Source organism: Massilia sp. IC2-476 (assembly GCF_020707295.1).
Lineage (GTDB): Bacteria > Pseudomonadota > Gammaproteobacteria > Burkholderiales > Burkholderiaceae_D > Telluria.
Genome location: NZ_JAJFER010000010.1, coordinates 34126 through 47365, shown reverse-complemented (window position 1 = coordinate 47365; position 13240 = coordinate 34126). Strand labels below are relative to the sequence as shown.

Genomic DNA, 13240 nt, shown 5'->3' with positions numbered 1-13240 from the left:
GACAACTTGCGAAGCGGAATATAAATGTCGCTAAAGCGTCGCAGGCAACCCTTGCTGCGGCATGTATACATAACACAGCAGTAATGGAGCCTCCATGTCCAACGACTACCTCTTTACGTCCGAATCCGTCTCCGAAGGCCATCCCGACAAGGTCGCCGACCAGATTTCCGACGCCATCCTCGACGCCATCCTGGAACAGGATCCGCGCGCGCGCGTCGCCGCCGAGACCCTGTGCAATACCGGCCTGGTGGTGCTGGCGGGTGAAATCACCACCCACGCCAACGTCGACTACATCGGCGTCGCACGCAACACCATCAAGCGCATCGGCTACGACAACACCGACTACGGCATCGACTACAAGGGTTGCGCCGTGCTGGTCGCCTACGACAAGCAGTCGCCGGACATCGCCCAGGGCGTGGACGAAGGCGCGGGCCTGGATCTCGACCAGGGCGCGGGCGACCAGGGCCTGATGTTCGGCTATGCCTGCGACGAGACCCCGGAACTGATGCCGGCCGCTATCTATTACTCGCACCGCCTGGTCGAACGCCAGTCGCAGCTGCGCAAGGACGGCCGCCTGCCATGGCTGCGCCCGGACGCCAAGTCGCAGGTGACCCTGCGCTACGTCGACGGCCGCCCGGTCTCGGTCGACACCGTCGTGCTGTCCACCCAGCACCATCCGGACGTGTCGCACTCGCAGATCGAAGAAGCCGTCATCGAAGAGATCATCAAGCCGACCCTGCCGCGCGAGTGGCTGCAGAACACCAAGTTCCTGGTCAACCCGACCGGCCGCTTCGTCATCGGCGGCCCGCAGGGCGACTGCGGCCTGACCGGTCGCAAGATCATCGTCGACACCTACGGCGGCGCAGCTCCGCACGGCGGCGGCGCCTTCTCCGGCAAGGACCCGTCCAAGGTCGACCGCTCGGCCGCCTACGCCGCCCGCTACGTCGCCAAGAACATCGTCGCCGCCGGTCTGGCGCGCCAGTGCCAGGTGCAGGTCAGCTACGCGATCGGCGTGGCCCGCCCGATCAACATCACCGTGTACACCGAAGGCACCGGCGTGGTGTCGGACGAGAAGATCGCCCAGCTGGTGATGGAACACTTCGACCTGCGCCCGAAAGGCATCGTGCAGATGCTCGACCTGCTGCGCCCGATCTACGCCAAGACCGCCGCCTACGGCCACTTCGGCCGCGAAGAGCCGGAGTTCACCTGGGAGCGTACCGACAAGGCGGCGCTGCTGCGTGCGGAAGCGGGGCTGTCGTAATCGAAGGTGTTAACTTGGGTCCCGGCCTGCGCCGGGACGACGTGCTGAGAGTACCACTTAACGATGAGCCGTCATGCGCGCCACTGGCGCCCATGACTCCCGGCGAAGGCCGGGATCCAATTTCGTAGCGTACCAACACAACACCGTTGCACCACAACACCTGCGGTTTCCACACACCGCCCTTCGTGTTAAACTAGCCCATTCCGAGGAGCGTTGCGACGAAGATTCCCATCTTCGCCAGGCTCGGATAATCAACACCGCGCTCACGTTACTTTTTTCAACCATTGAAAGGAGGGCGTGATGAGCGCCGTACTCAAAGACACTTCCCCGGATTACCTCGTTGCCGACATCGGCCTTGCCTTGTGGGGCGAGAAGGAAATCCGCATTGCAGAAACCGAAATGCCGGGCCTGATGGCGATCCGCGAGGAATACGCCGCCGCCCAGCCGCTGAAGGGCGCGCGCATCGCCGGTTCGCTGCACATGACCATCCAGACCGCGGTCCTGATCCGCACCCTGGAAGCCCTCGGCGCCCAGGTGCGCTGGGCATCGTGCAACATCTACTCGACCCAGGACCACGCTGCCGCCGCCATCGCTCAAGTCGGCACCCCGGTGTTCGCCGTCAAGGGCGAGACCCTGGACGAGTACTGGGAATACACCCACCGCATCTTCGAATGGCCGGGCGACAACCACGCCAACATGATCCTGGACGATGGCGGCGACGCCACGCTGCTGCTGCACCTGGGCGTGCGCGCGGAAAAGGATATCTCGGTGCTGGACAAGCCGGGCTCGGAAGAAGAAATCTGCCTGTTCAATTCGATCAAGGGCCGCCTGGCGCGTGATCCGTCGTGGTACTCCAAGCGCTTGCCTTGCATCAAGGGCGTGACCGAAGAGACCACCACCGGCGTGCACCGCCTGTACCAGATGCACCAGGAAGGCAAGCTGGCCTTCCCGGCAATCAATGTCAACGACTCGGTCACCAAGTCGAAGTTCGACAACCTGTACGGCTGCCGCGAATCGCTGGTCGACGGCATCAAGCGCGCGACCGACGTCATGGTCGCCGGCAAGATCGCCGTCATCGCCGGCTATGGCGACGTGGGCAAGGGCTCGGCCCAGGCCATGCGCGCGCTGTCGGCGCAAGTGTGGGTCACCGAGATCGACCCGATCTGCGCCCTGCAGGCCGCGATGGAAGGCTACCGCGTCGTGACCATGGACTACGCTGCCGAACACGGCGACATTTTCGTCACCTGCACCGGCAACTACCACGTTATCACCGAAGCGCACATGCAGCGCATGAAGGACCAGGCGATCGTCTGCAACATCGGCCACTTCGACAACGAGATCGAAGTCGCCGCGCTCAAGAAGTATGAGTGGGAAAACATCAAGCCGCAGGTCGATCACGTGATCTTCCCGGATGGCAAGCGCATCATCCTGCTGGCCGAAGGCCGCCTGGTGAACCTCGGCTGCGGTACCGGCCACCCGTCGTACGTGATGAGCTCGTCGTTCGCGAACCAGACCATCGCCCAGATCGAGCTGTACGCCAACACCGACAAGTACCCGGTCGGCGTCTACACGCTGCCGAAGCACCTGGACGAAAAGGTCGCCCGCCTGCAGCTCAAGAAGCTCAACGCCCAGCTGACCACGCTGACCGACGAGCAGGCTGCCTACATCTCGGTGCAGAAGGAAGGTCCGTACAAGCCGGACCACTACCGTTACTAATCCTTAGGTAGCTGATGCGGGCGCTGAGTTTAACCAAAACCAGCGCCCGTTTTTTCAACAGCCGGGCGTCCTTTCACGATCCTGTGAAGGCACGCCCGCGTACCACGAAAGTCGATGCAATGCGCCTGCTGCTTACCTGGCTGATCAATGCCGTGGCCCTGATGGCCCTGCCGTTCCTGATGTCGTCCGTTCACGTCACCAATTTCACGACCGCGCTGATCGCCGCGCTCGTGCTTGGGCTGGTCAATACCCTGATCCGTCCCGTGCTGGTGATCCTGACCCTGCCGGTCACCGTCGTCTCGCTGGGCCTGTTCATCCTCGTCATCAACGCCCTCCTGTTCTGGATGGTGTCGCACTGGATCGAGGGCTTCGACGTCAGGGGATTCGGCTCCGCCTTCCTGGCAGCCATCCTGTACAGCATCATTTCGTGGGCGCTTTCTACCTTGCTCCTCAAAGACAACGATGGAAACTCCTAATTTCAGTATCGAGTTCTTCCCGCCGAAGACCGACGAAGGCGCGCAGAAACTGCGCGTCGTGCGCCAGAAGCTGGCCGAGCTGCAGCCGAAGTATTTCTCGGTGACCTTCGGCGCCGGCGGCACCACCCAGCAGGGCACGCTGCAGACCGTGCTCGAGATCAAATCCGAAGGCCACCAGGCCGCGCCGCACCTGTCCTGCGTGGGCGGCAGCCGCGAATCGATCCGCGCCATCCTGCAGCAGTTCCAGGACAACGGCATCCGCCGCCTGGTCGCCCTGCGCGGCGACCTGCCGAGCGGCTACGGCGCCGGCGGCGAATTCCGCTACGCCAATGAGCTGGTCGAATTCATCCGCAAGGAAACCGGCGACTGGTTCCACATCGAAGTGGCGGCCTACCCGGAAATGCACCCGCAGGCGCGTTCGCCCCAGGACGACCTGCAGGCCTTTGCCCGCAAGGTGCAGGCCGGCGCGAATGCGGCCATCACCCAGTACTTCTACAACGCCGACGCCTATTTCGACTTCGTCGACAATACGCGCAAACTGGGCGTGGACGTGCCGGTGGTGGCGGGCATCATGCCGATCACCAATTACACCCAGCTGATGCGCTTCTCGGACATGTGCGGCGCCGAGATCCCGCGCTGGGTGCGCAACAAGCTGGCCAGCTTCGGCGACGACTCGGCCTCGATCAAGGCTTTTGGTCTCGACGTGGTCACCAGCCTGTGCGAACGCCTGCTCGCGGGTGGGGCGCCGGGGCTGCATTTCTACAGCATGAATCAGGCGGCGGCGACGACCGCAATCTGGCAGCGGCTGGTGAAGTGACTTGTAGGGTGGGCGGCTGCGCCGCCCACGCGGTGATCACCACAATGTGATCTGTCGCGGCTGCGCTGGCGACCGTTGACCGCGTGGGCGGGAGGACCCGCCCACCCTACAGTTCCGTGACTATCTCATCGAGCGGAATGTCATATTCCCCGATCTCGAACTCCGCCTGCTGGCACGCGTACGCAATCCCCAGGGTCCTGGGCCGTGGCTCGGTAGCCAGCGTCCTGTCATAAAACCCACCCCCATACCCCAGCCGGTAGCCGCGCGCATCGAAACCGAGGCAGGGCACCAGCAGCACATCCGGCCTCTCCACCATGCGCAGTTCCGCCGGCACCCCCACGCCCAGGCTGTCCGCCACGGTCGGCTCTCCGGGCACCCATTCGGCAAAGCCCAGCGCCGCGTCGCGCGCCAAGACGACAGGCAGGGCCAGCCGTACGCCTGCCTCTGCCAATTCCGCGTAGGCTGGACGCAGGTCCGGTTCGCCGGCCAGTGGCCAGTACACGCCCAGCACGGCGCCGGGATGCTCGCGCCACCATGCCAGCACGCGCGCGCCGATGCGGTCGTCCCAGCTGCGCCGGGTAGCATGGTCGATGGCGCGGCGCCGTTCCTTCAGCATCCGGCGCAACTGTGGTTTCTCGACCATGGCGCTTGCGCCAGTGGCTGGCAGGAGCCCGGGGGCACATGGTATTCTTGATTCGCCGGTCATGGTATGAATGCAGCGTACATTGAGAGTTGTGGATGTTTCAATCGAGTTTGACAACCGGCTCCCTGCCGGCCGCCCTTGCCATTGTGTTTGCATCGTGGACGCTGTACCCAGGCACGGTCCACGCCGAGTCTGCGCCTGAGGCCCCGCCGGCCGCCCAGGCCGTGCCGCCGGTACCTGCCGGCGCCCCCACCGTTCCCGGTGCGCCCGCAGTCGACAACCGCGCCGACGACGATACCTTCATGCTGCTACGCGAGGCCGCGCGCCAGAACGATGCCGTGCGCGTCAACGCGCTCGCATCGCGCCTGCCGCCGTCCTATCCGCTGGCGTCCTACGTCGACTATTATCGTCTGAAAACCCGGATGCGCGACGCCACGGCCGACGAGATCCGCGAGGTCCTGCGCCGCCACGAGGGCACGGCGGTGGCCGAGCAGCTGCGCACCGAATGGCTGCTCGACCTGGGCCGGCGCCGCGACTTCGCCGGCTTCGAGCGCGAGGCCGGCCAGCTGGCGCGCGGCGACAACCTGCAGATCCGCTGCTACGCCCTGCTGGCGCGCGCCAGCCGCGGCGAACAGGTGGGGCAGGAAGCGCGGGCCTTACTCGTCAATCCGGCCGGCTACGGCGAAGCCTGCACGGCCCTGATGGCCCAGCTGATCCAGACCGGCCAGTTCAACGAGGACGACCTCGTGTGGCAGCTGCGCCTGGCCGGCGAAGCCGACGCCACCGGCCCGGCGCGCCGCATCGCGCTGCTGCTGGGCGCGTCCGACACCCGCGCCGCCCAGGCGGTCGACGTGCCGGCCGTGGCCATGGCGCGCGGCATCGGCAACACCCGCGCCGAACGTACCATCTACCTTGTCGCGGTCGGCCGCATGGCGCGCACCAGCCTGAAGCTGGCGACGGTGGCACTGGATAAGAACAGCCCGAAACTGAGCAGCGAGGAACGCGCCATCGGCTGGGCCAGCATCGCGCATGCGGCCTCGATCGCGCTCTCGCCCGAGGCCTACAACTATTGGCAGCGCACAAATGGCGCGCGCCTGACCAACGAGCAGCTGCAGTGGAAGACCCGCATCGCCCTGCGCCGCGGCGATTGGAAACTTGTGCGCGCCACGATCGAGTCGATGCCGTCAAATTTGCGCGCCGAGAACGTCTGGGTCTACTGGCTGGCGCGCGCCGACCGGCAGGAGGGCAGGCAGGCCGAAGCCACGGCGGCACTCGAGCGCGTCGCCAGCCAGCACCATTTCTATGGCCAGCTGGCCTTGGACGACCTGGGCCGCCAGGTGGTGGCGCCGCCGCCCATCATGCCGCTCAGCACGGAAGAGCTGGCATCGGTGAACGCCAACCCCAGCCTGCAGCGCGCATTGAAGTTCTATGCCTTGCGCCTGCGCGCGGAAGGCAACCGCGAATGGAACTGGGCGCTGCGCGGCATGTCTGACCGTCAGTTGCTGGCTGCCGGCGAAATCGCTCGCCGCAACGACCTGCTTGACCGCACGGTCGAGACCTCGCTGCGCACCCGCACCGAACTCGACTACTCGCAGCGTTTCCCGGCGCCGCACCTGGACGTCCTGCACCCGACCGCGCAGGGCCTGGGCCTCGATAAAGCCTGGGTCTATGGCCTGATCCGCCAGGAATCGCGCTTCATCAGCGATGCGCGCTCCGGCGTCGGCGCCTCCGGCCTGATGCAGGTGATGCCGGCCACCGGCAAGTGGGTGGCGGCCAAGATCGGGATGGATAACTTCGTGCACGGCATGCTGAACGATTTGCGGACCAATATCACGCTCGGCGCCAACTACATGAACATGGTGCTGGAAAACTTCGACGGCGACGAAATCCTCGCCACCGCCGCCTACAACGCCGGGCCTTCGCGTGCCCGCGCCTGGCGCGGCCTGCTCGACCAGCCGATGGAAGGCGCGGTCTTCGTCGAATCGATCCCGTTCTCGGAAACGCGCAACTACGTGCGCAACGTGCTGGCCAACGCCACCAATTACGCCGCCGTGTTCGAGAACAAGCCGCAGTCGATCCGCACCCGGGTGCGCCCGGTACAGCCGCGCGAGCGCTCCGCCATCCTGCCCTGAGTGTTGTAACAGCACGGAGGAAAAGACCATGCGCGCACAGAACGTGGTGGTCATCGGAGGAACCGGTTTCATCGGCGGCCACCTGGTAGCGCGCCTGGCGGAGGAGGGCGTCGGCACCGTCGTCCCGGCGCGCCATTACGAAGCGGCCAAGGGCTTGACCACCTTGCCCTACCTCGACCTGGAAGTGGCCGACATCCACGACGACGCCACGCTGCGGCGCTTGCTGGCCGGGCGCGACGCCGTGATCAACCTGGTCGGGGTGCTGAACGGCGGCCATGGCGAGCCCTATGGTCCGGGCTTCCGGCGCCTGCACGTGGAGCTGCCGCGCCGCATCGTGCAGGCCTGCGCGGAGCTGGGCGTGCCGCGCTACCTGCACATGAGCGCGCTCGGCGCCAGCCCCACGGGCGCGTCAATGTACCAGCGCTCGAAAGCCGACGGCGAGCTGGCCGCGCGCAGCGACCCGCGCGTGGCCGCCACCATCTTCCGTCCCTCGATCGTGTTCGGGCCGGGCGACCACTTCCTGACCGTCTTCGCCAGGTTGCAGCGCCACCTCCCGGTGCTGCCGCTGGCGTGTGCGCAGGCGCGCATCCAGCCGGTGTACGTCGAGGACGTCGCCGCCGCCTTTGCCCTGGCCTGCGCGAACCGCGCACGCGCGGCCTTGAGATCGAGCTGGGCGGGCCGCAGGTCTACACCCTGGCCGAGCTGGTGCAGCTGGCCGGCCGCTATGCCGGCCACGAACGCCACGTGCTGCCCTTGCCGGACTGGGCCGCACGGCTGGAGGCCCGGCTGTTCGAGCTGCTGCCGGGCGACCCGCTCATCTCGCGCGACAACCTCGCCACCATGAAGACCGATAATGTGGTCGATCCGCAAACACAAGCCTTGACAGCCGAGGCGCTGGGAATCAAGCTCACAGCGCTCGAGGCCGCGGCGCCGCACTACCTGGCGACGCCCAAGGGCCTGGACGATTACCGTGAGCACGCCGGCCGCTAACCACTATTACAGGACACCATGCAGACCATCGAACTCGACCCGACCCTGTCTTCCACCCTCGAGGCCGCCCGCCAGCCGGGCCTGACCCTCGTCATCGGCAACAAGAATGTGTCGTCGTGGTCGATGCGGCCGTGGGTGGCCGCAGTCGCGTTCGGCATCCCGTTCACCGAGATCCGCGTCCTGCTGGACAAGCCCGACACCGCCGCCAACATCGCGCGCTATTCGCACGCGGGCCGGGTGCCGGTGCTGCTGGCCGGCGAGATGACGATCTGGGACAGCCTGGCCATCGTCGAATACCTGGCCGAGCAGTTCCCGGACAAGCACATGTGGCCGCAGGACGTCGCCGCGCGCGCGCTGGCGCGCTCGGTCGTGGCCGAGATGCACTCGGGCTTTTCCGAACTGCGCAGCGCGATGTCGATGAACATCCAGGCCCGTCTGCCGGGGCGCGGGCGCACGCCGGGCGCCCAGGCCGACATCGGCCGCATCTGCGAGATCTGGGAAGACTGCCTGTCGCGCTTCGGCCACCACAGCTTCCTGTTCGGCGACTTCTCGATCGCCGACGCCTTCTACGCCCCGGTGGTGTGCCGCTTCAAGACCTATGGCGTGGCGCTGGCGCCGGCGCTGCAGGCCTACTGCGAGCGCGTGCTGGCCCACCCGGCGGTGGCGCGCTGGGTGGACGAAGCCATGCGCGAAGACGATCCGACCCCGGCGCACGACCTCGACCTGCCGCAGGAGTAAGGATGAGTAACAGCGTGCGCAGCTACGTGGTCGGCGGCGCCGTGCGCGACGAGCTGCTGGGACGCCCGGTAACAGACCGCGACCACGTGGTGGTCGGCGCCACGCCAAGCGAGATGCTGGCGCAGGGCTTTCGCCCGGTCGGCAAGGATTTCCCGGTCTTCCTGCATCCCGACACGCAGGAGGAATACGCACTGGCCCGCACCGAGCGCAAGACCGCGCCCGGCTACCACGGCTTCGTGTTCCACACCTCGCCCGAGGTCACGCTCGAGGACGACCTGGTGCGGCGCGACCTTACCATCAACGCCATGGCGCGCGCGGAAGACGGCAGCATCGTCGACCCGTACCATGGCCAGGAAGACCTCAGGAACCGCATCTTCCGCCACGTCTCCGAGGCCTTCGCCGAAGACCCGGTGCGCATCCTGCGCCTGGCGCGGTTTGCCGCGCGCTTCCCGGATTTCCGGGTGCACGAGACCACCCTCGCGCTGATGCAGGGCATGGTGGCGGCAGGGGAGGTCGATGCGCTGGTGCCGGAGCGCGTCTGGCAGGAGCTGTCGCGCGGCCTGATGGAAGAACGGCCTTCGCGCATGTTCGCCGTGCTGCGCGACTGCGGCGCATTGGCCCGCATCCTGCCCGAACTCGACGCCCTGTGGGGCGTGCCGCAGCCGCCGCTGCACCACCCGGAAGTCGACACCGGCGTGCACATCATGCTGGTGATCGACTACGCCGCGTCACAGGGTCTGCCACTCGAGGTGCGCTTTGCCGCCCTGGTGCACGACCTGGGCAAGGGCGCCACCCCGAGCGAGACCTGGCCGGCCCACCATGGCCACGAATTCCTCGGCATGAAGCTGGTGACAGCGGTATGCAAGCGCCTGAAGGTGCCCAACGAATGCCGCGACCTGGCCCAGATGACGGCGCGCGAGCACGGCAACGTCAGCCGCGCCCAGGAGATGCGGCCGAATACCATCGTCACCCTGTTCGAGCGCTGCGACGCCTTCCGCAAACCGGAGCGCTTCGCCCAGATGCTGCTGGCATCCGAGTGCGACGCGCGCGGACGCGGGCACGAAGAACACCCGATGCGTCACCAGGACTATCCGCAGCGGGCTTACCTACTGCGCGCCCTCGCTGCGGCGCGCGCCGTGAATGCGGGGGAGGTGGCGGCGCGCTATGCGGACGCCAAAGAAAAGATCCCGGAAGCCGTGCACGCGGCGCGCGTCTCCGCGGTCAAGGCGGCGCTAAGAGAACCGTAGGGTGGTCGGGTTTCCCGACCGCGCGTCCAGCAAGTGCGCGCGCATCGGCAAAGCATCCGTGAGCCGAACACCCAACAACGGCCGGGTTTTGCTATGCTTCTCCGGATAACAACGTAAAGATGTAACGGAGGTTGGATGGTTGCCGTGCTGGCGCAGCGCGTAGCGAGCTTGAAACCGCGTCGCCGCCTGCAACTCGCTGGCCTGGCGGTGCTGGTGCTGGCATTGCTGCTCGCCTTTTTCTATATTCGTTCGGAAGGAACCGATCCCGGCGTCCGCAACGACGTGATGCTCAACCTGCGCGAGCTGGAAAAGCTCGATGCCGAATGGGATGCCAACATCCTGCGCTCCCACATCGGGCGCGCTCCCGCCACCGCGCAGCTGACCACCCAGCTGCCGCGCATGCAGGACCTGATGGTGCGCATCGGCGAAGCGGTACCGGAAGCGTCCAGCCCGGCCGTGGAAAGCGCCTACAGCCAGCTGCGCGACGCCATGCAGCGCAAGGAGCTGCTCACCGCCCAGTTCGCGCGCCACAACCCGCCGCTGCGCGAGGCGCTGACCTACCTGCCGCCGGCCGTGGCCGACCTGAAGACCGAGCTGGGCGGCATCGAAGGCGCACTGGCGCCGGCACGCCTGGTGATCCGGCTGGACGCCTCGCTCAACGCCCTCCTGACCGAGATCCTGCGCTACAACGTCGTACCAGGCGCGCCGCTGGCGGCGCGCATCGACGAGATCCTGGGCGACATCGCGGCCCAGGAGATCGCCTTCTCGCCGGCCGTGATCGAGAAGATGGACGCCATCATCAAGTCTTCGCGCGTGATCCTGGAGAAGCGCCCGCTGGAAAACCGGCTGGAAGCGCAGATCGCCGCCACCGCCACCGGCGCCGCGCTCGACCGGCTGGGGCGCGAGTTCGACCGTTCATTCGACGCCGCACAGGCGGTGCGCGAGCGCTACCGCGGCTACCTGTTCGCCTACTCGGCCTTCCTGCTGCTCCTGCTGGCCTATGCCGGCATGCGGCTGCGGCGCAGCTACCGCATCATCGGGGTGGTCAACCAGCAGCTGACGGCGGCCAACGAAAACCTCGAGCACCGCGTTGCCGAGCGCACCGCCGAGCTGGAAGCGCAGTCGAAGCAGCTCGAACGCCTGGCCCAGCATGACAGCCTGACGGGCCTGATCAATTACCGCCAGCTGACCCGCCTGCTCGAGCGCGCGCTGGCCCGCGCCACCCGCCGCGATTCGGTGGTGGTGATCATGTTCATCGACCTGGACGGCTTCAAGGCCGTGAACGACACCTATGGCCACGCAACCGGCGACCTGGTGCTGCAGATGGTGGCGCGCCGGGTGCAGGAAAAGCTGCGCGCCGAAGATGCGCTGGCGCGCCTGGGCGGCGACGAATTCGTGATCATGCTGGAAGACGTCGCCTCGCGCGAAGGCGCGCTGCGGGTGGCCCAGCTGGCGCTCGACCAGATCAAGTCGGTGACCGAGGCGGACGGCAATCCCGTCTCGATCTCGGCCAGTATCGGCATCTCCAGCGCCCGGGGCCACGCTGGCGCCGCGCGTGGCTCGGCGGCACTGCTGGCCGAAGCCGACAAGGCCATGTACGAGGCCAAGCAGGCGGGCAAGGGCGTGTTCGTGGTCAGCCCGGAAGCGCAATGGACCGGGCCGGCAAAGGACGGCGCGCAATAGCGGAATCCGCTACAATGGGTGTTATGTTGCACTGCACAAAAGGATCGCACGCATGGACAATCCGCTGACACGGTGGCTGCAAGGCCTGCGTGGCAAACCCGGCCGTCCCACCGTGCTCGTCAAGGAACTGGGCGAGCGCGACCGCCGCCGCATCCTGCGCCACTTCCTGGCGCTGGACGACAGCGATCGCCTGCTGCGCTTCGGCAGCGTCATTCCCGATGACGCGATCGCTAACTACGTCGCCAAGATCGACTTCAGGCACGACATCGTGTTCGGCGTGGTGAACCGCGTGTTCCAGCTGGTCGGGGTGGGGCACCTGGCCTTTGCCAAGGCGGACAAGGGCAAGCCGACCGCGAAGGAGCGGGTGGCCGAGTTCGGGGTGTCGGTCTCGCAGTCCGCACGCGGGCAGGGCGTCGGCTCGCGCCTGTTCCAGCGCGCGGCGATTCACTGCCGCAATGCCGACGTCGACACGCTCTACATGCAGTGCCTGACCTCGAACCAGACCATGATGCATATCGCCAAGAAGGCGGGGATGGAGATCAAGCGCGAATATGGTGAGGCGGATGCCTACCTGCAACTGCCGCCACCGAGCCCGGCGAGCGTGATGGCGGAGGCGCTGGAGGAGCAGTGGGCGGTGATTGATTACACCGTCAAGGCGAATGCGCGGGCGGCGGTGAAGTGGCTGACGCCGAAGAAGTAATCCCGAATAAAACGCGGCCCTAATCAACGTCGTTCCGGCGAAGGCCGGAACCCAAGTTTGTCGCGTTCCACAGTCGTTTGGGTACACCCGGGTTTGCACGGGAAATTGGATCCCGGCCTACGCCGGGATGACGGTTCTGAGGCTGGAGGTAAAATAAAGCGCAGGTGGTGTTGACGCAAACACCAACCAGCTCACCCCGCCACCGGCAGCGCCGTCGTCTCCTTAATCCTCTGCAACGCAAAACTCGACTTCACATCCAGCACCGCCGGATGCTTCAGTAGCGTCCCCATCATGAAGCGCGAGAAGTGGTCCATGTCTTCCACGTGCACCCGCAGCAGGAAATCCATCTCTCCGGTCATCGCATAGCAGGCCACCACCTCCGGCCAGGTGCCGACCGACACTGCGAAGTCGTTGCGCGGCGACGTCGCCGGCAGTCCCGGGGTCCCACGCGCGCCGCCCGCCACTTCACTGTGCTTTTCCAGGCGCACATTCACATAGGCCAGCAGCCCGAGCCCGATCTTGTCCGGGTCCACCAGCGCCACGTACTGGCGGATGACGCCCGCTTCTTCCAGGCGCTTGATGCGGCGCAGGCAGGGGGAAGGGGACAGGTTGACGCGCTCGGCCACGTCCTGGTTCGACAGCCGGCCGTCCGTCTGCAGGACAGCCAGGATCTTGCGGTCAGTCTTGTCCAGCTCGATTTTTGACATGGTTTCCTCGGTAGATTCGCAAACACGGCAATTTTATTGCGCAAATTGACTGGGCGGGGGAATTGTTTGGAATTTAATGCTTTGGGGGCAGGACTATACTGTGCGGCTGATCGGATGGGCTGGCCAGCCC

The 13240-nt window shown here is 66.3% G+C and carries 11 protein-coding genes, 1 pseudogene and 1 riboswitch; of the genes and pseudogenes, 10 read left to right on the top strand and 2 right to left on the bottom strand.

Annotated elements, in window-relative coordinates; genetic code table 11:
- The first annotated feature begins 94 nt into the window (after positions 1–94).
- The 4 genes from metK to metF all read left to right on the top strand — a co-directional run bounded on the left by metK (position 95) and on the right by metF (position 4270).
- Positions 95–1261 carry a methionine adenosyltransferase gene (gene metK / locus LK539_RS22065; protein WP_227803219.1) on the top strand — a complete coding sequence of 389 codons (1167 nt, stop codon included), beginning with the start codon at positions 95–97 and terminating at the stop codon, positions 1259–1261.
- Positions 1262–1460: 199 nt separating this feature from the next.
- A riboswitch (S-adenosyl-L-homocysteine riboswitch) is annotated at positions 1461–1533 on the top strand.
- 28 nt (positions 1534–1561) lie between these two features.
- A complete protein-coding gene (ahcY, locus tag LK539_RS22060) occupies positions 1562–2977 on the top strand; it encodes an adenosylhomocysteinase (protein WP_227803218.1) in 1416 nt (471 codons plus the stop codon).
- A 119-nt stretch (positions 2978–3096) separates the two neighbouring features.
- Positions 3097–3453 (top strand): phage holin family protein, encoded by a 357-nt coding sequence (locus LK539_RS22055; RefSeq protein ID WP_227803217.1) that lies wholly within the window; start codon positions 3097–3099, stop codon positions 3451–3453.
- The gene (gene metF, locus LK539_RS22050; protein WP_227803216.1) at positions 3440–4270 is read left to right on the top strand and encodes a methylenetetrahydrofolate reductase [NAD(P)H]; all 831 of its coding nucleotides are present in this window, start codon (positions 3440–3442) and stop codon (positions 4268–4270) included. The genes LK539_RS22055 and metF overlap by 14 nt, the downstream gene beginning before the upstream one ends.
- Before the next feature lie 106 nt (positions 4271–4376).
- Here metF and LK539_RS22045 read toward each other — a convergent pair whose 3' ends face one another.
- Entirely contained in the window at positions 4377–4913 is a 537-nt protein-coding gene (locus LK539_RS22045; protein WP_227803215.1) for a 5-formyltetrahydrofolate cyclo-ligase, read from the bottom strand.
- Positions 4914–5023: 110 nt separating this feature from the next.
- Between LK539_RS22045 and LK539_RS22040 the strand changes: the two genes are divergently transcribed.
- The 6 genes and pseudogenes from LK539_RS22040 to LK539_RS22015 all read left to right on the top strand — a co-directional run bounded on the left by LK539_RS22040 (position 5024) and on the right by LK539_RS22015 (position 12403).
- Positions 5024–7045, top strand: a complete 2022-nt coding sequence (locus tag LK539_RS22040) for a lytic transglycosylase domain-containing protein (protein ID WP_227803214.1) — start codon at positions 5024–5026, stop codon at positions 7043–7045.
- Positions 7046–7073: 28 nt separating this feature from the next.
- Positions 7074–8035: pseudogene (locus LK539_RS22035) on the top strand (complex I NDUFA9 subunit family protein).
- 18 nt (positions 8036–8053) lie between these two features.
- Positions 8054–8773, top strand: coding sequence for a glutathione S-transferase family protein (locus tag LK539_RS22030; RefSeq protein ID WP_227803213.1), 720 nt, complete (start codon positions 8054–8056; stop codon positions 8771–8773).
- 14 nt (positions 8774–8787) lie between these two features.
- The gene (locus LK539_RS22025) at positions 8788–10020 is read left to right on the top strand and encodes a multifunctional CCA addition/repair protein (protein WP_227803302.1); all 1233 of its coding nucleotides are present in this window, start codon (positions 8788–8790) and stop codon (positions 10018–10020) included.
- Between the two features lie 135 nt (positions 10021–10155).
- On the top strand, positions 10156–11703 hold the full coding sequence (locus LK539_RS22020; RefSeq protein ID WP_227803212.1) for a diguanylate cyclase: 1548 nt from the start codon (positions 10156–10158) through the stop codon (positions 11701–11703).
- 52 nt (positions 11704–11755) lie between these two features.
- Positions 11756–12403, top strand: coding sequence for a GNAT family N-acetyltransferase (locus tag LK539_RS22015; protein ID WP_227803211.1), 648 nt, complete (start codon positions 11756–11758; stop codon positions 12401–12403).
- A 191-nt stretch (positions 12404–12594) separates the two neighbouring features.
- On the opposite strand, the gene LK539_RS22010 is transcribed toward LK539_RS22015, so the two are convergent.
- Positions 12595–13110 carry an Lrp/AsnC family transcriptional regulator gene (locus LK539_RS22010; protein WP_227803210.1) on the bottom strand — a complete coding sequence of 172 codons (516 nt, stop codon included), beginning with the start codon at positions 13108–13110 and terminating at the stop codon, positions 12595–12597.
- Positions 13111–13240 lie beyond the last annotated feature (130 nt).

Bases quoted from the DNA above. Each gene is read 5' to 3' on its own strand.
- ahcY (WP_227803218.1), top strand. From the start codon at position 1,562: ATGAGCGCCGTACTCAAAGACACTTCCCCGGATTACCTCGTTGCCGAC.
- LK539_RS22030 (WP_227803213.1), top strand. From the start codon at position 8,054: ATGCAGACCATCGAACTCGACCCGACCCTGTCTTCCACCCTCGAGGCC.
- LK539_RS22010 (WP_227803210.1), bottom strand. From the start codon at position 13,110: ATGTCAAAAATCGAGCTGGACAAGACTGACCGCAAGATCCTGGCTGTC.
- LK539_RS22015 (WP_227803211.1), top strand. From the start codon at position 11,756: ATGGACAATCCGCTGACACGGTGGCTGCAAGGCCTGCGTGGCAAACCC.
- metF (WP_227803216.1), top strand. From the start codon at position 3,440: ATGGAAACTCCTAATTTCAGTATCGAGTTCTTCCCGCCGAAGACCGAC.
- LK539_RS22055 (WP_227803217.1), top strand. From the start codon at position 3,097: ATGCGCCTGCTGCTTACCTGGCTGATCAATGCCGTGGCCCTGATGGCC.
- LK539_RS22045 (WP_227803215.1), bottom strand. From the start codon at position 4,913: ATGGTCGAGAAACCACAGTTGCGCCGGATGCTGAAGGAACGGCGCCGC.
- metK (WP_227803219.1), top strand. From the start codon at position 95: ATGTCCAACGACTACCTCTTTACGTCCGAATCCGTCTCCGAAGGCCAT.
- LK539_RS22020 (WP_227803212.1), top strand. From the start codon at position 10,156: ATGGTTGCCGTGCTGGCGCAGCGCGTAGCGAGCTTGAAACCGCGTCGC.